The sequence below is a fragment of the Bifidobacterium sp. KRGSERBCFTRI genome (genome assembly GCF_025908335.1).
This window is the reverse complement of sequence record NZ_CP109653.1, coordinates 2,734,182-2,757,784: the sequence shown is the minus strand read 5'-3', so window position 1 is coordinate 2,757,784 and position 23,603 is coordinate 2,734,182. Positions and strand designations below refer to the sequence as shown.

17 protein-coding genes, 1 tRNA gene and 1 rRNA gene are annotated in these 23,603 nt (G+C 59.7%); 13 read left to right on the top strand and 6 right to left on the bottom strand.

The features are described 5' to 3' along the window. Positions 1 to 36: 36 nt before the first annotated feature. Positions 37 to 1,242 carry an aminotransferase class I/II-fold pyridoxal phosphate-dependent enzyme gene (locus tag OGI63_RS11885; RefSeq protein ID WP_011743546.1) on the top strand — a complete coding sequence of 402 codons (1,206 nt, stop codon included), beginning with the start codon at positions 37 to 39 and terminating at the stop codon, positions 1,240 to 1,242. A gap of 185 nt (positions 1,243 to 1,427) precedes the next feature. Then, a complete protein-coding gene (locus OGI63_RS11880) occupies positions 1,428 to 2,399 on the top strand; it encodes a Ppx/GppA phosphatase family protein (RefSeq protein ID WP_011743545.1) in 972 nt (323 codons plus the stop codon). 143 nt (positions 2,400 to 2,542) lie between these two features. On the opposite strand, the gene OGI63_RS11875 is transcribed toward OGI63_RS11880, so the two are convergent. Next, complete coding sequence (locus tag OGI63_RS11875; RefSeq protein WP_011743544.1) at positions 2,543 to 3,271, bottom strand: DUF4391 domain-containing protein; 729 nt, start codon at positions 3,269 to 3,271, stop codon at positions 2,543 to 2,545. 183 nt (positions 3,272 to 3,454) lie between these two features. Here OGI63_RS11875 and rrf point away from each other — a divergent pair. From rrf to OGI63_RS11855, 4 genes are all read left to right on the top strand, one after another. Then, a 5S ribosomal RNA gene (gene rrf / locus OGI63_RS11870) occupies positions 3,455 to 3,571 on the top strand. Between the two features lie 196 nt (positions 3,572 to 3,767). After that, on the top strand, positions 3,768 to 4,358 hold the full coding sequence (locus OGI63_RS11865) for an AAA family ATPase (protein WP_011743543.1): 591 nt from the start codon (positions 3,768 to 3,770) through the stop codon (positions 4,356 to 4,358). Then, positions 4,358 to 4,594, top strand: coding sequence for a hypothetical protein (locus OGI63_RS11860; RefSeq protein ID WP_003811128.1), 237 nt, complete (start codon positions 4,358 to 4,360; stop codon positions 4,592 to 4,594). Before OGI63_RS11865 ends, OGI63_RS11860 begins: the two co-directional genes overlap by 1 nt. Positions 4,595 to 4,702: 108 nt before the next feature. After that, the gene (locus OGI63_RS11855; protein WP_011743542.1) at positions 4,703 to 5,851 is read left to right on the top strand and encodes an endonuclease/exonuclease/phosphatase family protein; all 1,149 of its coding nucleotides are present in this window, start codon (positions 4,703 to 4,705) and stop codon (positions 5,849 to 5,851) included. An 8-nt stretch (positions 5,852 to 5,859) separates the two neighbouring features. Here the strand turns inward: OGI63_RS11855 and OGI63_RS11850 are convergent, their stop codons facing one another. The 4 genes from OGI63_RS11850 to xseA form a co-directional block, all read right to left on the bottom strand. Continuing rightward, the gene (locus OGI63_RS11850) at positions 5,860 to 6,051 is read right to left on the bottom strand and encodes a hypothetical protein (RefSeq protein ID WP_229029412.1); all 192 of its coding nucleotides are present in this window, start codon (positions 6,049 to 6,051) and stop codon (positions 5,860 to 5,862) included. A 258-nt stretch (positions 6,052 to 6,309) separates the two neighbouring features. Further along, positions 6,310 to 6,382, bottom strand: a tRNA-Arg gene (locus tag OGI63_RS11845). A 137-nt stretch (positions 6,383 to 6,519) separates the two neighbouring features. Beyond that, entirely contained in the window at positions 6,520 to 6,804 is a 285-nt protein-coding gene (locus tag OGI63_RS11840) for an exodeoxyribonuclease VII small subunit (RefSeq protein WP_003811124.1), read from the bottom strand. A 3-nt stretch (positions 6,805 to 6,807) separates the two neighbouring features. Then, on the bottom strand, positions 6,808 to 8,088 hold the full coding sequence (gene xseA / locus OGI63_RS11835) for an exodeoxyribonuclease VII large subunit (RefSeq protein ID WP_011743540.1): 1,281 nt from the start codon (positions 8,086 to 8,088) through the stop codon (positions 6,808 to 6,810). A gap of 312 nt (positions 8,089 to 8,400) precedes the next feature. On the opposite strand from xseA, the gene nrdD reads away from it, so the two are divergent. The 6 genes from nrdD (at position 8,401) to OGI63_RS11805 (ending at position 20,975) form a co-directional block, all read left to right on the top strand. Next, entirely contained in the window at positions 8,401 to 10,806 is a 2,406-nt protein-coding gene (gene nrdD, locus OGI63_RS11830) for an anaerobic ribonucleoside-triphosphate reductase (protein ID WP_011743539.1), read from the top strand. A 45-nt stretch (positions 10,807 to 10,851) separates the two neighbouring features. Further along, positions 10,852 to 11,565 carry an anaerobic ribonucleoside-triphosphate reductase activating protein gene (gene nrdG, locus OGI63_RS11825; RefSeq protein ID WP_011743538.1) on the top strand — a complete coding sequence of 238 codons (714 nt, stop codon included), beginning with the start codon at positions 10,852 to 10,854 and terminating at the stop codon, positions 11,563 to 11,565. A 211-nt stretch (positions 11,566 to 11,776) separates the two neighbouring features. Continuing rightward, positions 11,777 to 16,522: an acyl-CoA dehydratase activase-related protein gene (locus tag OGI63_RS11820; RefSeq protein ID WP_041777373.1), complete on the top strand. Its 4,746-nt coding sequence runs from the start codon at positions 11,777 to 11,779 to the stop codon at positions 16,520 to 16,522. Between the two features lie 226 nt (positions 16,523 to 16,748). Further along, a complete protein-coding gene (locus OGI63_RS11815) occupies positions 16,749 to 18,020 on the top strand; it encodes a glutamate-cysteine ligase family protein (protein ID WP_041777372.1) in 1,272 nt (423 codons plus the stop codon). Positions 18,021 to 18,056: 36 nt separating this feature from the next. Then, the gene (locus tag OGI63_RS11810) at positions 18,057 to 18,686 is read left to right on the top strand and encodes a TetR/AcrR family transcriptional regulator (RefSeq protein ID WP_011743535.1); all 630 of its coding nucleotides are present in this window, start codon (positions 18,057 to 18,059) and stop codon (positions 18,684 to 18,686) included. A gap of 162 nt (positions 18,687 to 18,848) precedes the next feature. Continuing rightward, positions 18,849 to 20,975 carry a beta-galactosidase gene (locus tag OGI63_RS11805; protein WP_041777371.1) on the top strand — a complete coding sequence of 709 codons (2,127 nt, stop codon included), beginning with the start codon at positions 18,849 to 18,851 and terminating at the stop codon, positions 20,973 to 20,975. Between the two features lie 33 nt (positions 20,976 to 21,008). On the opposite strand, the gene OGI63_RS11800 is transcribed toward OGI63_RS11805, so the two are convergent. Continuing rightward, positions 21,009 to 21,635, bottom strand: a complete 627-nt coding sequence (locus tag OGI63_RS11800; RefSeq protein ID WP_011743533.1) for a TetR/AcrR family transcriptional regulator — start codon at positions 21,633 to 21,635, stop codon at positions 21,009 to 21,011. A gap of 355 nt (positions 21,636 to 21,990) precedes the next feature. Between OGI63_RS11800 and OGI63_RS11795 the strand changes: the two genes are divergently transcribed. Further along, entirely contained in the window at positions 21,991 to 23,316 is a 1,326-nt protein-coding gene (locus OGI63_RS11795) for an MFS transporter (protein WP_011743532.1), read from the top strand. Positions 23,317 to 23,603: the final 287 nt, after the last annotated feature.

Genomic DNA, 23,603 nt, shown 5'->3' with positions numbered 1-23,603 from the left:
AGGCGGCGTTGTACGAAACGTGGTAAAAACAGGAATATGGAAAATGTTGAGAATGGCGTGCAGCCGCAGTTGTCGAAGCGCGCGCAGATTGCCAATCCGTTCCGCGCCATGGTGTTCGGAGCCATGGCCGATGAGATGATCGCCAACGGCACCGATGTGGTCAAGCTGAGCCTCGGCGAGCCGGACTTCGGCGCGCCGCCGGCCGTGCGTGACGCCATGCGCGAACAGTATGACGGCCGTCCGCTGCCGTACACCGCGGCGATGGGCCTGCCGGAACTGCGCCAGGCGATTTCCGATTTCTATAAGGAACGTCACCACGTCGACGTCGACCCGAAACGCATCGCGATTACCGCAGGCGGTTCGACGGCACTGCTGCTGTCCGCCGCGCTGACGGTCAACGATGACGACGAAGTGCTCATCGCAGACCCGTCCTACCCGTGCAACCGCGAGCTGGTACGCGCGTTCGGCGGCAAAGTCGTGGACGTGCCGGCGTCCGCCGCCACCCGATTCCACCTGACGCCGGAACTGTGCAAAGAATACTGGACGGACCGCACCAAGGCCGTCATGATCACTTCGCCGTCCAACCCGACCGGCACCACCATCGCCTTCGACACCCTGAAAGCCGTGTGCGACCTAGCCCGTGAGCGTGGCGCATGGCGCATCGTCGACGAGACCTACCTCGACCTGGCCGACCGCGAACCGGACGGATCCGACGTGAAATCCGTGCTGGCCTGCGATCCGGACGCCATCGTCTGCTCCAGCTTCTCCAAGTTCTTCGGCATGACCGGCTGGAGGCTCGGCTGGATGGTCGTGCCCGAATACGCGCTCGAAGCCATGGACGACCTCGCCACCAACTTCTTCCTGTGCGCGCACACGCCGACCCAGCATGCGGCGCTCGCCTGCTTCACGCCGGAAACGCTGGCCGTGTGCGAGGAACGCCGTCAGGAACTGCTGGAGCGCCGCCGCATTGTGGTGGACGGTCTGGCCGAGATCGGTCTGCCGCTGGAGGTTGAGCCGAATGGCGCGTTCTATGCGTATTTCAACATTTCCGGCACCGGTCTCGACGCGTGGACGTTCTGCGAACGTGCGCTGAAGGAAGCGCATATCGCGTTGACGCCTGGCCGCGATTTCGGCGAGGCCACCGCGGATACGCACGTGCGCCTGTCGTACGCGGCTTCCCGCGAAGCCCTGCGCGAAGGATTGAAGCGACTCGGTGATTTCGTAGCCAAAGTGCGTGGCTGAGGTGCGTGGTTGAGATATTCGGCTGAAACATATGCCTGAAGCGCGATTTTTCACGCCGATGCAATCGTTTCCCGCACTGTGATTATTGGGTGCCCACCCTCCTTTCCGAGGGTGGGCATATTTGCAAAGGTTATCAAGGCATGTCGTGCAATAGGTTAATCGCTTAAGTTATTAAGCTGTGAACCATGGTTACATTGCATTCGCACGCCACCCGACTTGGCGTGCTTGACATCGGTTCGAACACCGTCCACATGCTCATCGTCGACGCGGCTCCGGGCGCGCGCCCCGAGCCCGAGGCCAGCACCAAAAGCACCATTCGCCTGATGCAGTATCTCAAAGATGACGGCAGCATCAAAAAAGCAGGCATCGAAGCCTTGCTCAGCGCGGTTGAAAAGGCGATGAAACTCGCCGAAGAATACGAAATCACCCAGCTGCTGGTCCTGGCCACTTCCGCACTACGCGAAGCGCCGAACGGAGGCAAGATCCTACGCAAGATCGAAGAGGCCATCGGCCAGCCGGTCACCGTGCTGTCCGGCGTGGATGAGGCCCGACTCACCTTCCTGGCCGCCCGCCGTTGGTATGGCTGGGATGCCGGCCGTTTGCTCGTCATCGACATCGGCGGCGGCTCGCTCGAAGTGGCCATGGGCTCCGACGAGGATCCGACAGTCGCACTGTCCGTTCCTGCCGGCGCAGGCCGCGTGACGCGCGAGTTCCTGCCGGAAAGCGGCGTCGCGGATGATGACAATCTGGAAGCTGCCCGCAAGAACATCCGCAAGATCCTCGAGCCAATGGTCAAGGCGTTCCCCAAGTCGAAGCATCCGATGCATGCCGTGGGCACGTCGAAGACGATTCGCTCCCTGGCCCGTCTCGCCGGTGCGGTGATGCGCCAACCGGGCCGTGTGGACACGTCGATCATGACGATCGACCAGCTCGAGGATTGGCTACCGCGTCTTGCGGCCATCGCCCCGGACCAGCGCACCGCATTGCCGGGCGTCACGCCGGAACGCACGTATCAGATCGTCGGCGGCGGCCTGGTGATCGATGAGATCATGAAGGCGCTTGACGTCAAGGAAATCGAAATCTGCCCGTGGGCGCTGCGTGAAGGCGCGATTCTGCGCTGGCTTGACCAGTTCGGCCGCACCAGACTTGGTTTCTAGCGGCTTCGCGGCTGTGGCGCGTTGTTGAGAGCGCGCTTTGGTCACGTTGCCAAACCTCGCTTACGGCTCGGCTATAGGCGTTGCGGTTGCTGTAATCGCATGCAATCACAACGATTACAGCCGAGCTTTGTATTATGGCGGTATTATTGCCCTTGCAGTTCCTCCAACTGGCGCTTCATCTTGTGCAGTTTCGCGTAGATTTCATTGCGCTGTTCGGGATTCTTGGCACGCTGATGGTCGCGGGTGAGCTTGTCGACCTGCGCGGTGAGCTGTGCAATCTGCATGCGTCGGGCAAGACGCGTGTTCACGTCGATGGGGGAGGGGTCGTCCAGAATCACCTGCGAGCATAGCGACTCCCACAAGGCGTCCATGGAATCGACCGCCGGATCCGTGGCGTTCAGCGTGGCCTCGCCGGCCGGCTGCCAATCGGAAGCGAACACCTTGGATGTGGTCGTGTGCCCGGCACGTGCCGGCAGCGCTCGACGGACGGCGAACGCGCACTCCTGACGCGTCGTACCTTCGAAATCGGCGTCGCGTACGCAAACGAACAGCATGCCCGACTTGCGTTGCATCGCAATCAATTCGACGATATCCGTCGGAACGGCGGCGTTTGGTTCGTGCAAACGCAGGCCGATCACCAGTATTTCCGGCACGCGCGTACCGGCGGCAAGCTTCGTGTTGCGCGCCTGCAGCAGCGACAGCATGGTGATTGATTCGATGTCGTTCGCCAATCGCTGCTTTGTTTTGGCGGAAACCGGAATCTTCGCCACGAACAGGCCTTTCGGCAGCCTCGCCTTCTCGGCGGGAATCGCAGTGGAATTCGGCAGACCCAAAGTGGTTGCGGAAACGGAACCGCAGGAGGCGATCGTCATTGCTGGCCTTCTTTCGTAAGCACGCCGCAATTGTTGCGGCATTGCTTCGACTGTAGCGCATATGCATTGCGATTGCCGGCATTCGCGCGATTACTGGCGATCATTGGCGATTGGGGAATGCGATTGCAGTGCGCGACACGCCGAAGTTTGCCGATTGCCGCATGTTCGCGTATTGTTTTCTCTTGCGGTGATCATAGCCTAGGTGAGACGCCCGGTCCCATTCCGAACTCGGAAGCTAAGGCCTAGCACGGCGATGGTACTGCACTCGAGAGGGTGTGGGAGAGTAGCAAGTCGCCGCGTTTACTCTTTTCGAATCCCGAGTTGAGCTGAGCTCCTCGGGATTTTTCGTTACCCGTCAAAGCAACTGGCAAGAGTGCGTCGCCGCTATTTTTTACATTGCCAATGCCGTTACGCCGTCAGCGTGACTGTCGTCTATCCAATATATAAAAAGTATATACGTCTTATATAAATTGATTGTCGAAGCGGAGGAACCTTCATGATCATCTCGGTCATCAACCTCAAAGGCGGCAGCGGCAAAACCACCACCGCCATGGCGTTGGCCACCGCGGCCGCACGGCACAACCGCAACGTGTCCGTGCTGGACACCGATCCGCAAGGCGACGCCACCACATGGGCGGGCGACGCCGAAGACGCCGGCGAAACCCTGCCGTTCACCGTGGACTCCGCCAATATCGGCAAACTGAAACGACTGCGCAAAACCATGGCGGATGACGAACTCGTCATCATCGACTGCCCGCCGGCCGGCAACGTGGTGGACGTGGCCTGTGATGTGTCTGATTTCGTGATCGTGCCGGCGACGCAGGGCCCATTCGAACTCAGCCACGCGCTGGAAACCGCGGAAAGCCTCGACGCGGCCGGCAAGCCGTACGCGCTGCTGCTGCTCAAAGTGGAGAACAACAAACTGGCGGGCAACGCGGTCAATCTCATCCGCGAACGCGGTGCCAGCGTCTTCGATGCCTCGGTACCCAAGAGGGTGGGCATGCAGAAGGTAATCGGCCATGCATTCCCCAGCAATCTCAACGGGTATGAGGATGTCTACAGCGAACTTGAGGAGGTGATCGCCTGATGGCCATTAGAAAACCGAACGGTGGTGCGAAGGCAGCGTCCACCGCTCCGCTGACCAGCGTGCAGGACACCCGCAGCCGTGGCAATGGCAACGGCAACGGCGAACGTGTGCTCATGAGTTTCAAAATTCCATCCGATCTGAAAATGATGCTGCAGGAAAACGCGCGTGAACGCGGCACCACTGCCAGCCGCATCATCATCGACGGCATCCGCCACGAGCTCGGCCTCGACGACTAAGCCGAAGGCGTGAAGGAAACCGTCGGAACATCAACGGAACGGACATAAACGGACACGGGCGGACATGGATGGTCGCGGACGTGCGTTCCGAAAAAACAAGGGAATGGTATGGCTCAGGCAAAAACACGCCAGCCGCAAGGGCCGGCAACGGGCAAATCGCAAGCGTCGGCCAAAGCGAATCGGGCTAAAGCAAAACCGGCCGCAACGAGACCGGTCAAGCCGCTACGCACGCTGAATAAGACGAAAACGCATCGCGTACGCAATTTCATCTGCGCGGTGATTGCCTTCATATTCGCGCTCGCCGCGCTGCTGGGCACTGTCACGCACATGCTGCCGGAAGAACTGCAGGCGTTGCCGTATATGCCGATCGTCGTCTCCCTAGTGCCATGGTTCACGCTGCTCGCCGTAATCGCGCTCGTCTGCGCCATCATCTCCAAACGTACGGTGTCCATCGTGATGGCCGTTCTGGCGATTGCGTTGCAGACGTTCTGGCAGTATCCGTTCTTCTACCAGCCTTCGAAACTGCCACGTGCCGCAGTCGCGGCGGCGTCCGGCGAAACCGTCAACACGGATGACGGCTACGCGCGGCTGATGACGTGCAATGTGTACAAAGGGCGCGCCGATGCGCGTGAGATCGTGGATCTGGTGCGCAGCGAACACGTCGAGGTGCTTGCGTTGCAGGAGACGACCGACGCTTTCGTGGACGATCTGAACCGTGCCGGCATCGCCTCGTATCTGCCCTATGCGCAGGTGTCGAGTTCGGACGGCGTGTACGGCAACGGCCTTTGGTCGGCGAGTCCGCTTGACGACCCTTCCGATGACGATGTCGATTCGAGCGCGTCGTTCATGCCGGGCGGCACCGTTTCGTTCAATGGGGGAGCCACGCAGGTGCGTTTCGTATCCGTGCATACCACGTCGCCGACGAACGATTACTGGCAGCAGTGGAAGCGGTCGCTCGACGAACTGGCGAAACTACGTTTCGACACTAGCCGACGGTACGTTTTCATGGGTGATTTCAACGCGACGTACGACCATACGCCGTTCCGCAACATTCTGGGAAACCGTTTCTCCGACGCCTCCCGTCAGGCCGGCGAGGGATTGAAATTCTCATGGCCTGCGAATGTCGATTACGTGCCGTCGTTCGCCGGAATCGACCATATCGTACTGGATTCCGGCATGCAGGCCGGACAGGTGCGCACAGTCAAAGTGGACGGCAGCGACCACAAGGCGCTGCTGGCGATTGTGCGGGTCGGCTAAGTCCGCGGCTAGACGGTGACGACCGGCATGTTATTCGAATATCGGATGCAGGCGATGACGTTCGTGCATTGCGGTTCTGTGGGCAGCATCGGCATGGTGAACTGGTCGAGCAGCTTGTAGGAGAGCGGTCCGGGCAACTGTCCTACCGGATTCGTGTGCGCCAGCCGTTCCACAATAGAGGAATATGGTATGTCTTGCATGCTGATCCCTTGGTCTTCCAAAGGTGATGTATGGGTTGTGCGGTTGCTTTCCGATGCTTCCATAGCAGAAGGGGGAACCTTTTGGATACATTCACTCAACCGCTTAAGTATCCGTTTGCCACTATAACAGAGGGATGCTCATTGTGCCTGTGCTGGAGGGTGGCGGTGAGATGGTGTTGTCCGGATTGCGGACGTGCGATTGATCTTGGATGCTGCCGATGGCGGTGCGCGCCGACAATGTACGGGGATATGAAAAAGTGCCCCAGATAGGAATCGAACCTACGACACCTTCTTTAGGAGAGAAGTGCTCTATCCACTGAGCTACTGAGGCAACGAGTCACCATTGTACACACAATATGGACTCGACATGACGGGTAATCGGACCTGATTGTTCGGGCTCAAGCCGTTTGACGGACGTTCCGGTGGAACGTCCGTAGGTGAGGGGAGCGGCTGTGCCGCGACGGATGCTCAGGCCAGATTGTCTTGCGTTCCTGCGGTGTTGGCCGCGGTGGCCTGCTCGGCCTGCGCGGCGTCGAGCTTGGCTCGGACCTCGCCAAGCAGGCTCTGCGCGCGCTTGGCCAACGCCTCGCCGATCTCCCACTGCCGCATGGACTGGTCGAGGTTCAGGCCGCCCGCCTCCAACGCCTGCACGGCCTGGATGAGCTTGTCGCGCGCCTCCTCGTATGGCATCTGCGCGATTGCTTCGCGTTCCTTGTCGGTCAGGCTGGATGCCGGTGCTGCTTCGTTGCTCATGTGCTACTCCTTCGTTACGGTTTTCACTTCAGACACGACGATGCCGTGCTTCAAGGTCATGGTCAGCTGGTCGCCCGTCTTCACCTTGTCCGCGTCGTCAAGCACATGCCCGTCGGCGCATTGCACCACCGCGTACCCGCGGTCAAGCGTGGATTGCGGACTCAGCGCGGTCAGCGACGCGTGCGCTTTCTCGATGGTCAGGCTCGCGTCGTCAAGAATACGGGTCAGACCGATCCGCATTCTTGTGCGTGCGTCATCAAGGAAACGCTGATGCGGTTCCAACATGGTGAGCGGCTGGGTGAGGCTTGGACGGTTCGCGTAGCCTTCGATAAGCCTGGTCTCGTTGGAGACGGTGGCGTCGATGCGCACGCGCATGCGGTCCAGGTTCACCTGAATCAGCTGCATCTGCTCATGCACGTCCGGCACGACCTTCTTCGCTGCGTCGGTCGGCGTGGAGGCCCTGAGGTCGGCCACCAAATCCAGCAGGGTCCAATCGTCCTCATGCCCGATGGCGGAAATCAGGGGAGTGTGGGCCGCCGCCGCGGCGCGCACCACGTTCTCATCGGAAAAGCCAATCAGATCTTCGAAAGCGCCGCCGCCACGCGCCACGATGATCACATCCACATCTGGATCGGCATCCAGCTGCCGGATGGCCGCCACCACGTCCGACGGGCACTGCTCGCCCTGCACGTGCACATGCGTCACCTTGAAGCCGACGACGGGCCAACGCAGACGCACGTTGGTGATGACGTCGCCTTCCGCACGTGCCTGCGGCGCGCAGATCAAGCCGATGCAATGCGGAAATTCTGGCAACGGCTTCTTGCGATCGGCGTCGAACAGACCTTCTCCCTTAAGCTTCTTGCGTAGCTCGTCGATCATGGCCTTCAGGCTGCCGCCCGCGCCGGCCGCGATGATCGCGTCGCCGCGCAACGACAGCGACGTGCGCTTCATCCACACGTTCGGCTTGCCGTGGATGATGACACGGTCGCCCTGCACAAACGGCGCCGCCGCCGCGGCGAACCGTCCGAAGCCGTTGACTTCCATAGCGATGTCCTGCTGGTCGTCGCGAAGCGTGATGTAGGCGCTTCCCTGACGACGCGTGTTGATCTGCGTGATCTGCCCGGCCACCCATACGGAGGGCCAACGTTCGACCGCCGTGTAGAACTTCTCGCTGAGCAGGCTCACCGGCCAAGGATTGTCGGCGGTGGTTTCCGACGCCAGACGGGGCAGCGGCTTCGACGTCCGCTGCGCCGTCGGTGGGTTGTAATCCGGGTTCCAAGTCATAAGTCAAGATTCCATCATCTTGCGGACAAATGGAACATATGTTCGAGTGTTGCGAATGCTCCGTGCGTGAAGATAGTACGGTGTGTGGGGCTGTGTCAAAACGACACTCCGAGATGAAATCGTTACTTTTGTCACACAAGGCAAAAAATGGCGAAATCTCGCCAAAAGTAGAATATATAGTTTCTCTAGCGGCGTGGTGACACTACATTTAGTGCCAACCTTGGCGTAGAGTGTGCATCTGTAGGTACGAACGGGCATGCGGACGAAGCATGAAACCTGGCCGGATGGGTCCGGCCCGGAAAGGAAATATACATGGAAACCCAGACTCTGGAAGGCGTTGCGACCAAAACCGAGAACGCGCCGGAAATGGTCAAGGTGCTTGTCGAGAAGCGCGACGGGCGTGTGGTCGATTTCGATCCGATCAACATCATCAGCGCGGTGAAATCGGCTTTCGCCGACCTCGACAAGAAAATCGGTCCTCAGGAGGAACGGCTGATTCGCGACATCGCCAATCAGGTCGAGGCCGAAATCAAGGACCGTTACAACGGTCCGGCGAAGATCGAGGACATCCAGAACCTCGTGGAGCATGGGCTCATCGAGGACCATCTGTACGACGTGGCCCGCACCTACACCAACTACCGTCTGAACAAGGACATCGAGCGCGCCAAGGCCACGGACATCAACGAGGCCGTGCGCCGCTTGGTGGACCGCGACGAGGCGCTGGTGCGTGAGAACGCCAACAAGGACTCCAACGTCTACTCCACCCAGCGTGACCTGCTGGCCGGCGCGGTGTCCAAGGCATCCGCCTTCTCCATGCTGCCGGACGCGGTGTCCAACGCCCACATGAAGGGCGACATCCACTTCCACGACGCCGATTACTCGCCGTTCACCGCGCAGTCCAACTGCTCGCTGCCGAACTACTGGGATATGCTCGCCAACGGCTTCACCCTCGGCAACGCCCCGATGGGTTCGCCGAACAGTATCTCCATCGCCGCCACGCAGATCACCCAGATCATGAAGGACGTGGCCTCCAGCCAGTACGGTGGCCAGACCGCCAACCGCGCCGACGAGCATTTCGCCGAATACGCCAAGAAGGACTACGACAAGTTCCTTGAGCAGGCCCACGAGATCATGCCCGACGATCTGCCGATTGAGATCGCCGAACGTCAGGTGCGCATGGCCAAGGCCGTCGAGCCGAAGCGCCTGCACTTCGAAAAGGATCGTCCGGCACTGCCGATGGACGAGCCGTTCGACAAGACGTCCGACCGTCTGCAGCAGCTGCGTGAAATCTGGGCGAAGATCCAGACCCGCAAGGCCATCTACGACGCCATGCAGACCATGGAATACCAGATCAACTCCAACCGTGTGTCCAACGGCCAGACCCCGTTCGTGACCGTCGGCTTCGGTCTCGGCACCGACTGGTTCGCGCGCGAAATCCAGCGCGCCATCTTCCTCAACCGCATCCGCGGCCTTGGTTCCGAGCATCACACCGCCATCTTCCCGAAGCTCGTCTTCACCATCAAGCACGGTGTGAACGCCGATCCGGGCGACCCGAACTACGACCTGAAGCAGTTGGCCCTCGAATGCGCCACCAAGCGCATGTACCCGGACGTCATCTTCTACGAGAACATCGTGAAGATCACCGGCTCCTTCAAAGCGCCGATGGGCTGCCGTTCCTTCCTGCAGGGCTGGATCGACCCGAAGACCGGCAAGGATGTCGAGGACGGCCGCATGAACCTCGGCGTGGTCACCGTGAACATTCCGCGCATCGCATTGGAATCCCACGGAGACAAGGACCGCTTCTGGAAGATCTTCGACGAGCGCATGACCGTCGCCCATCAGGCATTGCAGTTCCGCATCATGCGTTGCAAGCAGGCCACTCCGGTCAACGCCCCGACCCTGTTCCGCTTCGGCGCATTCGGCCGTCTCGGCGCCAACGACAGCGTTGATCAGCTGTTCCGCAACGAACGCGCCACCGTGTCCCTCGGCTACATCGGCCTGTATGAGGCGACCAGCGTGTTCTATGGCAAGGACTGGATGCGCGACCACGACTGGGATCCGGAAGGCAAGGAATTCGCCCTGTCCATCGTCAAGCGCATGAACGAGCTGTGCAAGGATTGGAGCACCGCGGAAGGCTACCATTACTCCGTGTACTCCACGCCGGCCGAATCGCTCACCGACCGCTTCAACCGCATGGACCGCGAGAAGTTCGGCGAAGTGGACGGCGTCACCGACCACGACTTCTACACCAACTCCTTCCACTACCCGGTGTGGCTGCAGCCCACGCCGATGGAGAAGCTCGACTACGAGAAGGACTTCCCGTACTACGCGTCCGGCGGCTTCATCAACTACTGCGAATTCCCGTGCCTGCAGGCCAATCCGAAGGCGCTCGAAGCGGTGTGGGACTACGCCTACACCATCGGCATCGGCTATCTCGGCACGAACACGCCAATCGACCGTTGCTACGAATGCGGTTTCGAAGGTGACTTCGAACCGACCGAAGAAGGCTTCAAGTGCCCCGAATGCGGCAACTCCGACCCGGACCGCTGCAACGTGACCAAGCGCACCTGCGGCTACCTCGGCAATCCGGTGCAGCGCCCGATGGTGCACGGCCGACATGAGGAAATCGCGCACCGCGTCAAGCACATGAGCGGCGAAACCGGCCATGTCACCCTTGACGACGGTTCCGAACGCGAATGGTTCGAGGAAGCCAAGTAATCAATCGCAATAATCGCAAAACAACAGGCAATTCAGGAGCAACGTATGGTAAGCAGCGCCGATCCCGCTGTGTCTCGCCGTGATTTCGCGGCCGGCGAAACCGGCCGCGGGCCGTTCATTCCGACAAACCGCGCCAGCAACCCGCGCGCCGGACAATGGACGAACGCGATGAGCCACAACATGATCGCCGACTACAAGCGGTTCCTCATGACCGACGGCGAGGGAATCCGCTGCTCGCTGTACGTCTCCGGCTGCCCATTCCACTGCGAAGGCTGCTACAACTCGTCGATCTGGGATTTCCGCGCCGGCCACGAATACAACGACCGGCTCGAAGCTCAGATCATGGCCGATCTGAGCCTGCCGTACGTGCGGGGCATCACCTTCCTCGGGGGCGAGCCGCTGCTCAACACCGGCGTGCTGCTGCCGCTTTCACGCAAGATCCGGGAGCGGTTCGGCCGCACCAAGGACATCTGGTGCTGGACGGGCTACACGTGGGAGGAGCTCATGCGCGAAGGCGAAAGCCCCGACAAGCGTGAACTGCTCGAACAGATCGATATTCTCGTGGATGGCCGGTATATCAAGGATCTGCACGATTCGCTGCTGCAGTTTCGCGGCAGCTCCAACCAGCGCATCATCGATGTGCCCAAGTCGTTGGAAAGCGGGCAGGTGGTGCTGTGGTCGGAACTACACGATCAGACGCGGTTCATTCCCGAAATCTACGGCAAGGACCGCGCTGCGGGGGAGGGGGCGGCTTCCTGAATGGTTTTGAACGGTTCGTGTACGGACGGTTGGAATTAGGCAAGCTGACTATATTCGTTGTCTAATTATGCGTCGTGTCGTGCGCTTTATGCGATACCGTGCCGAATTAGGCAGGGGCACAGACTACCATTACATACTTGGATAACCGGGGCAGGGCGTTCGTGTCGGCACGGACGCAACCCGGCGGATGAGAACGATAGAGGTACAGTACATGGTCGAAGCAGCAGTTACCGCAGACAACACCTGCGATACGAAGCCGTTGCGCGTAGGTCTTGACATCGGTTCCACCACGGTGAAGGCCGTGGTGCTCGATCAGACCGATTCGCTCGACGCGGTGCTCTTCTCCGATTACCGTCGCCACCACGCCAACGTGCGTGCCACCGTGGCGGGCCTGCTGGAGGACATCCACAAAGAACTTGAGGCCCGTGGCCGCGGCGACGAGCCGATTCGTCTGGCCATCACCGGTTCCGGCGGCCTTGCCTTGGCCGATAATCTCCATGTGCCGTTCGTGCAGGAGGTCATCGCCGAGACCCGCGCCATCGACGAGGAATATCCGCAAGCCGACGTCATTATCGAACTTGGCGGTGAGGACGCCAAGATCACATATCTGAAGCCGACTCCCGAACAGCGCATGAACGGTTCCTGCGCAGGCGGCACCGGCGCGTTCATCGACCAGATGGCCACCCTGCTCGACACCGACGCGGCTGGCCTCAACGACATGGCCAAGCATTACGAGACGCTCTATCCGATCGCCTCCCGTTGCGGCGTGTTCGCCAAAACCGATCTTCAGCCGCTCATCAACGACGGCGCGGCCAAGCCCGATCTGGCCGCATCCATCTTCACGGCGGTCGCCACGCAGACCATCGCAGGTCTGGCGTCCGGCCGACCAATCCACGGCACCGTCATCTTCCTGGGCGGTCCGCTGTTCTTCATGTCCGAACTGCGCGAGGCGTTCCACCGCGCGCTCGAAGACAAAGTCGACGAATTCATCGTGCCGACCGACGCGCACCTGTACGTGGCGTTCGGCTCCGCGCTGCTCGCCGGCGAACCGGACCAGCTTGAGGAGGGCCAGCATTTCGAAGCACGCACCTGCGCCGATATTCTGAAAAGCCTTGAAGACCTGAAGAATCTGCCGGCCAACACCCCCACCATGCCTCCGCTGTTCCCGACCGAAGCGGACCGTGAGGCGTTCAACAAGCGCCACCACCGCGAGCATGTGCACATCGGCACGCTGGAAGGCGCGCAAGGTCCGCACTTCCTCGGCATCGACGCCGGATCGACCACCATCAAAGCGACGCTCGTCAACGACGACCGCGAAATCGTATGGTCGTCGTACGCCACCAACGAAGGCAGCCCGCTGACGGCCGCTGTCAACATCGTCAAGCAGATTCAAAGCCAGCTGCCGGAAGGCGCGTGGATAGCACGCTCCTGCGCCACCGGATACGGCGAAGGCCTCATCACCACCGGCCTGCACCTGGACGAGGGCGTGGTGGAGACCATGGCGCACTATCGTGGCGCGGAAATGGTCTCGCCGGGCGTTACCGCCGTCATCGACATCGGCGGCCAGGACATGAAATACTTGGCGATTTCCGACGGCGTGATCGATTCGATCGCCGTCAACGAGGCATGCTCGTCCGGCTGCGGCTCGTTCCTGCAGACGTTCGCGCAGTCCATGGGACTGACGATTGAGGAATTCACGCAGGCCGCGCTCAACTCCACGCATCCGGTCGACCTGGGCTCGCGCTGCACCGTGTTCATGAACTCCTCCGTCAAGCAGGCGCAGAAGGAAGGCGCCTCGATGGAGGACATCGCGGCCGGCCTGTGCTATTCCGTGGTGCGCAACGCGCTGTATAAGGTGATCAAGCTGCGCGATTCCGGCGAGCTGGGCGACACCGTGGTGGTGCAGGGCGGTACGTTCCTCAACGACGCCGTGCTGCGCGCCTTCGAGCTGCTCACCGAACGTGAGGTGACCCGACCGAACATCGCCGGCCTGATGGGCGCATACGGTGCCGCGCTGACCGCGCGCATGCATTACACCGACATCGCCGACGGACTCGACGATGGTGACGCGGACGCCGACGGAGGCAAGACCGTCGACATCGACGGCGTCACGCACACCGCATCCAGCATCGTGTCCGGCAGCGACCTCGACAACCTGTCCATGACCACCGAACGCGACGTGTGCAAGCTATGCCAGAACCACTGCAAGCTCACCATCACCACGTTCCAGGATGGCTCCCGCTACGTGACCGGCAACCGTTGCGAACGCGGCGGCGATTCCAAGAAGCAGCGTTCCGACAGGCCCAACCTGTACGACTACAAATACAAGCGTTGCTTCGCCTACCGTCGTCTGACCGACAAGAAGGCCACCCGCGGCGAAATCGGCATTCCACGCGTGCTCAACATGTACGAGAACTACCCGTTCTGGTTCACGCTGCTCACCTCGCTCGGCTTCAAGGTGATGATCTCCGGCCGCAGCTCGCACGAACTGTTCGAAACCGGCATCGAATCGATCGCCTCCGAAAACATCTGCTACCCGGCCAAACTCGTGCACGGCCACATCAAGTGGCTGCTCAACAAGGGCATCAAGACGATCTTCTACCCGTGCGTGAGCTATGAGGAGAACTTCGTTCCCAACACCGACAACCACTACAACTGCCCGGTCGTGGCCAACTATCCGGTGGTCATCGGCGCGAACATGCCCGAACTGCGCGAGGAAGGCGTGCGCTACATGCGCCCGTACTTCAACATGGCCAACCATGAGCTCATGGTGGACCGCATCGTCGAGGAATTCGCCTGGGCCAACGTGACCCGCGAGGAAGCCGAAACCGCGGTCAAGGCCGCCTACGCCGAAAACGAAGTGTTCAAGCACGACGTGCAGATGGAAGGCCTCAAGGCCCTCGCCTACATGAAGGAACACGACTGCAAGGGCATCGTGCTCGCCGGCCGCCCATACCACGTCGACCCGGAAATCAACCACGGCATTCCGGAAACCATCTGCGCGCTCGGCATGGTGGTGCTGTCCGAAGACTCCATCTGCGAACTGCAGCCGGGGGAGAAGCTCAACCTGAGCGAATTCCTCGCCGAAGGCGAAGAGGATCCCCGCAAGAAGAACGCGAACGGCTTCCGCCACGTCGACGACCGCAAGGTCACCAAGATGCCATTGCGCGTCACCAACCAGTGGGCCTACCATGCGCGTCTGTACGCGGCGGCCCATTTCGTGGCCTCCTATCCGGGACTCGAGCTCGTGCAGCTCAACTCCTTCGGCTGCGGCCTCGACGCCATCACCACCGACCAGGTGTCCGAGATCCTGGCGGACAAGGCCGACGTGTACACCATGCTGAAAATCGACGAGGTCTCCAACCTGGGCGCGGCGAAAATCCGTCTGCGCTCGCTCAAGGCCGCCGTCGAAGAGCGTGAACGCAACAAGAAGAACGACGGATTCCGCAAGACCGGCACCGAAGCGCCGACCCCCGGTCGCCAGGTCATGCTCGACACCGTCATGAAAGCCAATCCGAAACTCACCGAAGCCGTCACGGCCGCATCCAAGCGCGCGGCGGAAAACGGCAAGGGCGAATCGCAAGAAACCGCCAAAACGCAGACAAATGGCAAGGGCGCGTCCGCACACAACTCGGCGACCCTGTCCAAGTATGCGAACCGCATCCCGTTCGGCAAGAACATGAAGGACTACACCATCGTGGCCCCGCAGATGAGCCCGATCCACTTCTCTCTGGTGGAATCCGTCATCCGCTCCGGCGGCTACAAGTTCGACATTCTGGAGCACGCCAGCCGTGAGGACGTGGAAACTGGCCTCAAATACGTCAACAACGACGCCTGCTATCCGGCCATCATGGTCATCGGCCAGCTCGTGGACGCGATTCTGGAAGGCAAATACGATCCGGACCACACCGCGCTTGCGATCACGCAGACCGGCGGCATGTGCCGTGCCACCAACTACTTCGGCCTGATCCGCAAGGCGCTGGTGGACGCCGGTTATCCGCAGATTCCGGTGATCGCCATCTCCACGCAGGGCATCGAGGACAACCCGGGCTTCACCGCAACGCCGGCGCTGCTGCACCGTGCAGTCAAGGCGCTTATCATCGGCGACCTGCTGATGAAATGCCTGTACCGCGTGCGCCCGTACGAAGTGACCCCCGGCAGCGCGAACAAGCTGTACGAAACGTGGGACACCATCGTGCGCGAGACGCTCGAAAACCACGGTCGTTCCAAGACGGCGCGCAAGTTCATCGGCAAGGGATACCTGCCGTATCCGACGCTCGTCAAGGAAATCGTCAAGTCGTTCGACTCGTTGCCGTTGAAGGACGAGCCGCGCAAGGTGCGCGTCGGCGTGGTCGGCGAGATCCTCGTCAAGTACCAGCCGGACGCCAACAACCATGTGGTCGATGTCATCGAATCGCAGGATTGCGAGGCCGTGGTGCCGGGCATCATGGAATTCATGACCACCCGACCGTACATTTCCGACTGGAACGAGCATTACCTCGGCATGGGCGGCAGCAAGATCGGCTATGCGCTGATGCGCAAGGGCCTCGACCTGTACAACGCTCCGGTACGCGAGGCGATCGATCTGGCTCACGGCAAGTTTTCGCAGGATCTGCCGATGCCTGAACTGGTCAAGAAGGCCGACGAGGTCACGTCCGTGGGCGTGCAGGCCGGCGAAGGCTGGCTGCTGACCGCGGAAATCCTGGAACTCATCGAATCGGGATGTCCGAACGTGGTGTGCGCGCAGCCGTTCGCCTGCCTGCCGAACCACGTGACAGGCCGAGGCATGTTCGGCAAGATCCGCCGACTGCATCCGGAAGCCAACATCGTGTCCATCGATTACGATCCGGGCGCTTCGGAAGCCAACCAGCTCAACCGCATCAAACTGATGATCTCCGCGGCCAAGAAGGCGCACCGCGCAGCCGAAGAGGCGCGCAACAGCGAGAAGGCCGCTTGAATCGCCATTCTTATTTCCGTCGAACCGACGTTGGGAAACTTTCCGACGTCGGTTCGACGGTATCTGAGCCGCCAAATCGACGGCTGATTCGGCGATCGTAAAATCGATGGTCGTCGAATCGGCATTCAAATCGCCAGCCAAATCGATGGGGAATGATGGTCGGTTATCGATTTTCCGTATAGCGTAGCCTGCGTTGCGAATGGCGCTTTTCGTTAGGATGGCCACTATGACAACGCCAAAGATCACGTACGCGCACCTGCTGACCGAGCCGAATCCGAAGCATGTGGAAAGCCTTATCAAATTCTTCGAATCCGGCTGCCAACAGCGCGGCACCGGCGGTTTTGGCGTGGAAATCGAACACCTGCCGGTACATAACAGCGACGATACCGCGGTGACCTACTACGAAAGCAACGGCATTGAAGCGTTGTTCAACCGCATCCGCCCGTATTACGACGAAAACAAGGAATACTGGGAAAACGGGCGACTGGTCGGACTCGCCCGTGACGGCATCTCCGTATCTTTGGAACCGGGCGGACAGTTGGAAACGTCCATCGGCATCCTGCACAAGCCGGAGGAGCTCGCCACATTGTACGGCGCGTTCCGCCGCGAAGTCGACCCCATCCTCGAAGAACTTGGTTTCCGACTCGTCAACTATGGTTACCAACCGAAATCCAGTTACGCCGACATTCCCGTCAATCCGAAGGACCGATACAAGGCGATGACCGCCTACCTGGGACGTGTCGGACAGTTCGGTCCGTGCATGATGCGTTGCTCCGCTTCGACACAGGTCAGCATCGACTACGTTTCGGAACAGGACGCGATCGCCAAACTGCGGTTGGGCACGGTGATCGGCCCGATTCTGGCATGGTTCTTCCGTAACACTCCGTATTTCGAAGGTGGGGAGAATCCTTATCCGCCGCTACGCCAGCGCATGTGGGATTATCTCGATTTCCAGCGCACGAACGTCATTCCTGGCCTGTTCGATCCGCGTTTCGGTTGGGAGGATTACGCGGTGGACGTGCTGTCCACGCCGATGATGTTCGCCGACCTGACGCACACGCCCGAAGCGCTGGCGGTGCCCGGCACCGATCTGCACCATCCGGCGTTCTACGAGAACGCGAACGACGTGTACCCGGACCGCGAGCTCAACGCGTACGAGATCAACCATGTGATCTCCACGCACTTCAACGACGTGCGTTTGAAGAACTTCATCGAATTCCGCCACTGGGATTCGCTGCCGGTGGCCCGCGCCGAGCGGCTTACTGAAATCATCGGCTCGCTGTTCTACGATCCGACGAATCTCGACCGACTGGAAAGCTACTTCGACGGCATCCGCGAGGAGGACGTGTTCGAGGCCAAGGCGAACCTGCAGGCGCGCGGAAGCCAGGCCATCCCATACGGCAATTCGTTGGAATTCTGGCAGGAGTTTCTCGGCCTTGAGGGTGTGCTCGCCGACGAACCGGGCGACCCGAAGCATCCGGACGTCTTCCAGGCGTGACCGGCCGAGGGCCCGTCCGATGGTACGCTGTTCCATATGGTTACCGAGGGGAAAAAGCGGGTTCGTAAATCGCCCGAAGAGCGCAAACGCGAAATCATCGCGGCGGCGGGTAAGCTGATTGGCGAGAAGGGGTACTACGGCACGTCGCTCAAGGACATCGCCGACGCCATCGGCATGAGCCAGCCCGGACTGCTGCACTACATCGGCAACAAGGAGCGGTTGTTGTCGCTGCTGGTCACCGATAGCTACGACCAGCAGGGCACACCCGCCGACTTCGCCAAGTCGGGATTGCCCGGCAGCGATTCTGACGGCATGCTGTTTCCCGCATATCTGCGGTTTCTGGTCCGCTACAATGCGCAACGCCGCAGTCTGCTGCAGCTGTACATGGTTTTGGAAACCGAATCGTTCAACGCGGACCATCCACTGCACGAGTATTTCGAAAACCGACCGGATCTGACGTGGGAGCATTACTCAAAGTTCGCATGGAAACTGCCTCCGGAAGTCGGCGGATGGGATAATATGCGGCCGATCGTACGGCAATGCATCGAGGCGATGGACGGTATCCAGCTGCGGTGGATGCGCAAACCGCCGATCGACCTGTATGACGAATGGCTCGCCTTCGAACGGTTGATTTTTCCCTCTCCGGTATGGGACGGATACCGGTAAAAAGTAGCGGCTGGTCGTATATCTAATGTTTATTAGGTAAGACACGCCTTATTTCCAAGCCTCTTGACATATGTGCGGGCAGATAATATATTTCTTATATCTAATACTTGTTAGATAAAAATCTCGACCGTAGTCAGCGAAGACGTAAGGAACAAGAAAACCATGAGTCGCAACGAAGTGGACCACATCCTTTTTGGCGCAGCATACTATGACGAATACCTCATGATGAAAGGCATCGACCGCATCGATGAGGATATGAAAATGATGAAGGACGCGGGGCTGAACGTCATCCGCATCGCCGAATCCACGTGGAGCACCTGCGAACCGCAACCGGGTGTATTCGACTTCACCTATGTGGACCGTGCGCTCGACGCCGCGCAGCGTGCCGGCATCGATGTCATCGTCGGCACGCCGACCTACGCGGTGCCCAGCTGGCTCGTCAAGCTCGACCCGAGCGTGCTCGCGGTCACGCCGAACGGACAGGGCAAGTATGGCGCGCGCCAGATCATGGACATCGTCAACGCCACCTACCGCTTCTACGGCGAACGTGTGATCCGCAAGCTCATCTCCCACGTCGCCGACCATCCGGCCGTCATCGGCTACCAGGTGGACAACGAGACGAAATACTACGATTCCGTCTCCGAGGACATGCAGCGCCTGTTCGTCAAGTATCTGCGCGAGAAGTTCCACGGCGATCTGAACGAGCTCAACCACCACTTCGGCCTCGACTACTGGTCCAACCGCATCGACTCCTGGGAGGACTTCCCGGACGTGACCGCCACCATCAACGAGTCCCTGGGCGGCGAATTCGACAAGTTCCGCCGCGATCAGGTGCGCGCCTTCCTGCAGTGGCAGGCCGACATCGTGCGCGAATACGCGCATGACGACCAGTTCATCACCCACAACTTCGATTTCGAATGGCGCGGATACTCCTACGGCGTGCAGCCGGCCGTCGACCACTTCAAGGCCGCGACCGCGGTGGACATCACCGGCGTGGACATCTACCACCCGACCGAAGACGACCTGACCGGCAAGGAGATCGCCTTCGGCGGCGACATGACCCGCTCCACCAAGAACGGCCAGAACTACCTGGTGCTCGAAACCGAGGCCCAAGGCCAGCACGGCTGGGTGCCATTCCCCGGCCAGCTGCGCCTGCAGGCCTACTCCCATCTCGCCTCCGGCGCCGACATGGTGGAATACTGGCACTGGCACTCCATCCATAATTCCTTTGAAACATATTGGAAGGGCCTGCTGAGCCACGACCTCGAACCGAACCCCACGTACCGCGAAGCCGGCGTATTCGGTCGCGAGATTGCCAAACCGGAAGTGGGGGAGCGGCTCGTCCACCTGAAGAAGCACAACAAGGTAGCTATCATGGTCAGCAACGAATCGCTGACCGCGCTCGACTGGTTCCTCATCGAAGCCGGCTTCCCATTCGGCGGCACCCTCAAATACAACGACGTGGTGCGCAATGTCTACGACGCGCTGTTCGAGCTCAACGTGGAATGCGATTTCATCCCCTCCGACGCTCCCGCCGAGCGTTTGGCCTCATACGAGATGATTGTGACCCCGGCGCTGTACTGTGCTCCGCAGGAAACGACCGATCGCCTGCGTGAATTCGTCTCCAACGGCGGACACCTCGTCTCCACCATGCGCTCCTTCGTGACCGACGACGAGGTGACCGTATGGCACGACCGCGCGCCGCACAATCTCACCGACGTGTTCGGCATGACGTACAACCAGTTCACCCGCCCAAACGGCCACGTTTCCGTGGAATTCGCAGGTGCGCTCGCCGAAACCGCGTCCACCGATGCTCAGTCGCTGATCGAACTGTTGAACGCCGACGCCGATACTGAGGTGCTCGCATCTTATGGACACTACGCTTGGAAGGATTACGCCGCAGTCACCCGTCACGCATTCGGCAAGGGCGATGCCGAGTGGGTCGCCACACTGCTTGACGCCGATTCCATTCGTGCGGTTATGCGAGAGGCTGTGGAGCATGCCGGCGTCGAGGGCGCTGGAACCGCGCTCGCGGGACAGGTCGCGGTTCGCCAGGGTGTGAATGCCCTCGGCGAGAACGTGACGTATTTGCTCAACTATTCCGCCGACGAAGTTACTGTTGCAAGCCCGATTGCGGGTGAAGTAGTGGTCGCTCCGGTCGTCATCGCCACCGACGGCAGTATTGATGAGGTTGCAAATGCTGAAGTCGTGCTGAAGGAAGGTGCAGCCGTTAAGCAGGGTGATCCGTTGACGATTGGCCGCTGGAATGTTGCGGTGATCGCCGGCTGAAATCTGCGATAAGAGAACTCGAGAAGAGAACGTTTAGGGAATGAGAAGGTCGATCAGGGCCTTCCATTCTCCAACGAAATCGATATCGTGAGATCCGTTGAGCCACCGCAATTGCAAGCCTTCCATGGCGGATAGCACCTGCAGTGCGGTGCGTTCCGGATCGGCGACGCCATCTCGTTTGGCTGCGAACGTGTATTCCTTCAGCAGATTGATTTCGCGCTGTTCGAAATACTCGTGCACCGGATGGTCTTTGCTTAGGGCCTCGCTTTCGAGCAGGGTGTAGAGGCGAACCATTTCGGGTCGGCCTGCGTTGGTTTCCACGGTTCCCGTGGAGATGGCCTTGAGTCCGAGATCGCAATGGTATGCGATGCCGTCTTGCAAGACTTCGCCGGTCACGCCTTCGACGCCAAGATGCTCTGCAATGGCGATTTGGTTAGTGCGATCGGCGTATTTGAGTGTCGCTTCAAGGAGTTGTTCTTTGGATTTGAAGTAGTAAAGGAGTCCTGCTTCGGTGATGTTCTGAGCTTGTGCCACGTCGCGAATGGTAAATCCCCAGAATCCGAATTGTGAGATGAAAGAGACCGTGGTTTCGAGAATCGCTTTCTTGCGGTCTTCTGCGCTCATTCGTTTCTTGGTTTTGCTTTCGATGTGGCGACGCATGCGTTCTCCTCTCTTGTGCTTACTAAGTTACAAGAAGGGGGAGAGGAAGTGTGTTGGAAACGTTGGGACACGCCGGCAAATGACAGATACAAGAGATTGTAATATGCTTTAACTAAGCAGTTACTAAGTAATAAAAACTGAAGTTGCTGTATGGGGCGAATCGTTGTGGATTGCTATTTGAAAACGCTGCCGTCGGAAAAATTCGCGTCTGACTTGCGTTCTTTCGAAAGGGCATCTATGACGAAAACCGGCTAGTTACCAAATGGTAGTTAGCTGGCTGGGCAGAGAAGCCCTATCGGAAAACAGGAATATCACAGAAAACACTACTGAAACATGAATCGAAGGAGAGGGTTTCATGAGTGAAGCAATCGCAAACAAAGAGGAGCGTTTGGTGTGTTATAACGCCAACATCGCCGCTGCAGACAAGGATCCGCAGCTGTCTCCTGAAACCGGCAAGCCACTGAGCAAGGTCAACACCATCCGTTTCGGTGCGGGCTTCCTGCTGTTCGGCGTGTTGTGGATGTCGGGTCTCGGCATCGTCTCCGCCGTGCTGCTGCCGATGCACTACAAGACCATCGAAGGCGCTGATCCGGATGCTCTCGTTGGCATCGTCAATGCGTTCACCGCGGTGGCATCCTTGGTTGCCAACCTGATGTTCGGCAACTTCTCCGATCGTTCCCGCTCCAGGTTCGGTCGTCGTACTCCGTGGATCGTTTTCGGCGCGGTGCTCGGTGGCGTCACCCTGTTCCTGACCGGCACCACGCATAACGCCGTGCTGCTCACCATCTTCTACTGCGCCTGCATGTTCGGCCTCAACTGCATGATCGCCCCGCTGGTCGCCGTGCTGTCTGACCGCGTGCCGTCTGGCATCCGCGGCACCATGTCCGCCTTCTATGGCGCAGGCTCCACCATCGGTGCTCCGATCGGTACCATGATCGGCGCATTCTTCATCGAAAACCTGACTGCCGGCTTCGCTGTCGCGGGCGTGCTCATGTTCCTCGGCGGCATCGTCGCCGTGATCATCCTGCCGAAGGAACAGTCCGCTGACTTCCTGCCGAAGGAAGAGGGCTCCTTCAAGGACGTCCTCGTATCCTTCCGTCCGCCGAAGTTCGCTGGCGCCCACGACTTCTACAAGGCTTTCGCCGGCCGTTTCTGCATGATCATGAGCTACCAGATGATCAACGTCTACCAGCTCTACATCATCCAGAACTACATTGGTCAGTCCGTCAAGGAATCCGCTGTCACCGTGTCCGTCGTTTCCATGATCATGATGGTCATGTCTCTGGTCGGCTCCTTCATCTCCGGCCCGGTTTCCGATTTCATCGGCCGTCGTAAGGTTCCGGTTGTCGTGGCTTCCGTGCTCTTCGCTATCGGTATTGCCATGCCGTGGCTGATCCCGTCCACCCTGGGCATGTATCTGTTCGCTGGCATCGCTGGCCTCGGCTACGCTGTCTACTCCGCGGTCGATCAGGCTCTGCTCGTTGATGTGCTGCCGAACAAGGAAGAGGCTGGCAAGGATCTGGGCATTCTGAACATGGGCACCACCCTTGGTCAGATGTGCGGCCCGGTCATCATGTCCACCATCGTGGTGTCCCTCGGCTACAACTTCGCCTTCCCGACCGCCATCGCCTTGGCCATCATCGGCTGCTTCTTCATCATGGCCATCAAGAAGGTCAAGTAACCCCACCTCCTCCCCCTCCCCTCAATTTCGAGAGAGGAGAGGGAGAGAGGGAATAGGAAGTTTTTCCAAAACTGAACAACAATGCAAAACTAAATAACAGTGCAAACGTAACGTCATAGCGTTACGAGCAGGATGCCGCGATAATCTGTTTAAGACCGTAAAGACTTGGCTAGAGCGGCCTGGAGCGTGTTGTGAATAGATTATCGCGGCATCCTGCGGTTTTTGCACTTACTGAAATGAAATTGCGTTGCCGATAATTCAATCTCAATAATTCAATCTCAAAAACT

Excerpts from the sequence above, each read along its gene's own strand:
- OGI63_RS11810 (WP_011743535.1), top strand. The coding sequence starts at position 18,057 with ATGGTTACCGAGGGGAAAAAGCGGGTTCGTAAATCGCCCGAAGAGCGC.
- xseA (WP_011743540.1), bottom strand. The coding sequence starts at position 8,088 with ATGACTTGGAACCCGGATTACAACCCACCGACGGCGCAGCGGACGTCG.
- OGI63_RS11875 (WP_011743544.1), bottom strand. The coding sequence starts at position 3,271 with ATGACGATCGCCTCCTGCGGTTCCGTTTCCGCAACCACTTTGGGTCTG.
- OGI63_RS11795 (WP_011743532.1), top strand. The coding sequence starts at position 21,991 with ATGAGTGAAGCAATCGCAAACAAAGAGGAGCGTTTGGTGTGTTATAAC.
- OGI63_RS11865 (WP_011743543.1), top strand. The coding sequence starts at position 3,768 with ATGATCATCTCGGTCATCAACCTCAAAGGCGGCAGCGGCAAAACCACC.
- OGI63_RS11820 (WP_041777373.1), top strand. The coding sequence starts at position 11,777 with ATGGTCGAAGCAGCAGTTACCGCAGACAACACCTGCGATACGAAGCCG.
- nrdD (WP_011743539.1), top strand. The coding sequence starts at position 8,401 with ATGGAAACCCAGACTCTGGAAGGCGTTGCGACCAAAACCGAGAACGCG.
- OGI63_RS11885 (WP_011743546.1), top strand. The coding sequence starts at position 37 with ATGGAAAATGTTGAGAATGGCGTGCAGCCGCAGTTGTCGAAGCGCGCG.
- OGI63_RS11840 (WP_003811124.1), bottom strand. The coding sequence starts at position 6,804 with ATGAGCAACGAAGCAGCACCGGCATCCAGCCTGACCGACAAGGAACGC.
- OGI63_RS11850 (WP_229029412.1), bottom strand. The coding sequence starts at position 6,051 with ATGCAAGACATACCATATTCCTCTATTGTGGAACGGCTGGCGCACACG.
- OGI63_RS11815 (WP_041777372.1), top strand. The coding sequence starts at position 16,749 with ATGACAACGCCAAAGATCACGTACGCGCACCTGCTGACCGAGCCGAAT.
- OGI63_RS11855 (WP_011743542.1), top strand. The coding sequence starts at position 4,703 with ATGGCTCAGGCAAAAACACGCCAGCCGCAAGGGCCGGCAACGGGCAAA.
- nrdG (WP_011743538.1), top strand. The coding sequence starts at position 10,852 with ATGGTAAGCAGCGCCGATCCCGCTGTGTCTCGCCGTGATTTCGCGGCC.
- OGI63_RS11860 (WP_003811128.1), top strand. The coding sequence starts at position 4,358 with ATGGCCATTAGAAAACCGAACGGTGGTGCGAAGGCAGCGTCCACCGCT.
- OGI63_RS11880 (WP_011743545.1), top strand. The coding sequence starts at position 1,428 with ATGGTTACATTGCATTCGCACGCCACCCGACTTGGCGTGCTTGACATC.
- OGI63_RS11805 (WP_041777371.1), top strand. The coding sequence starts at position 18,849 with ATGAGTCGCAACGAAGTGGACCACATCCTTTTTGGCGCAGCATACTAT.
- OGI63_RS11800 (WP_011743533.1), bottom strand. The coding sequence starts at position 21,635 with ATGCGTCGCCACATCGAAAGCAAAACCAAGAAACGAATGAGCGCAGAA.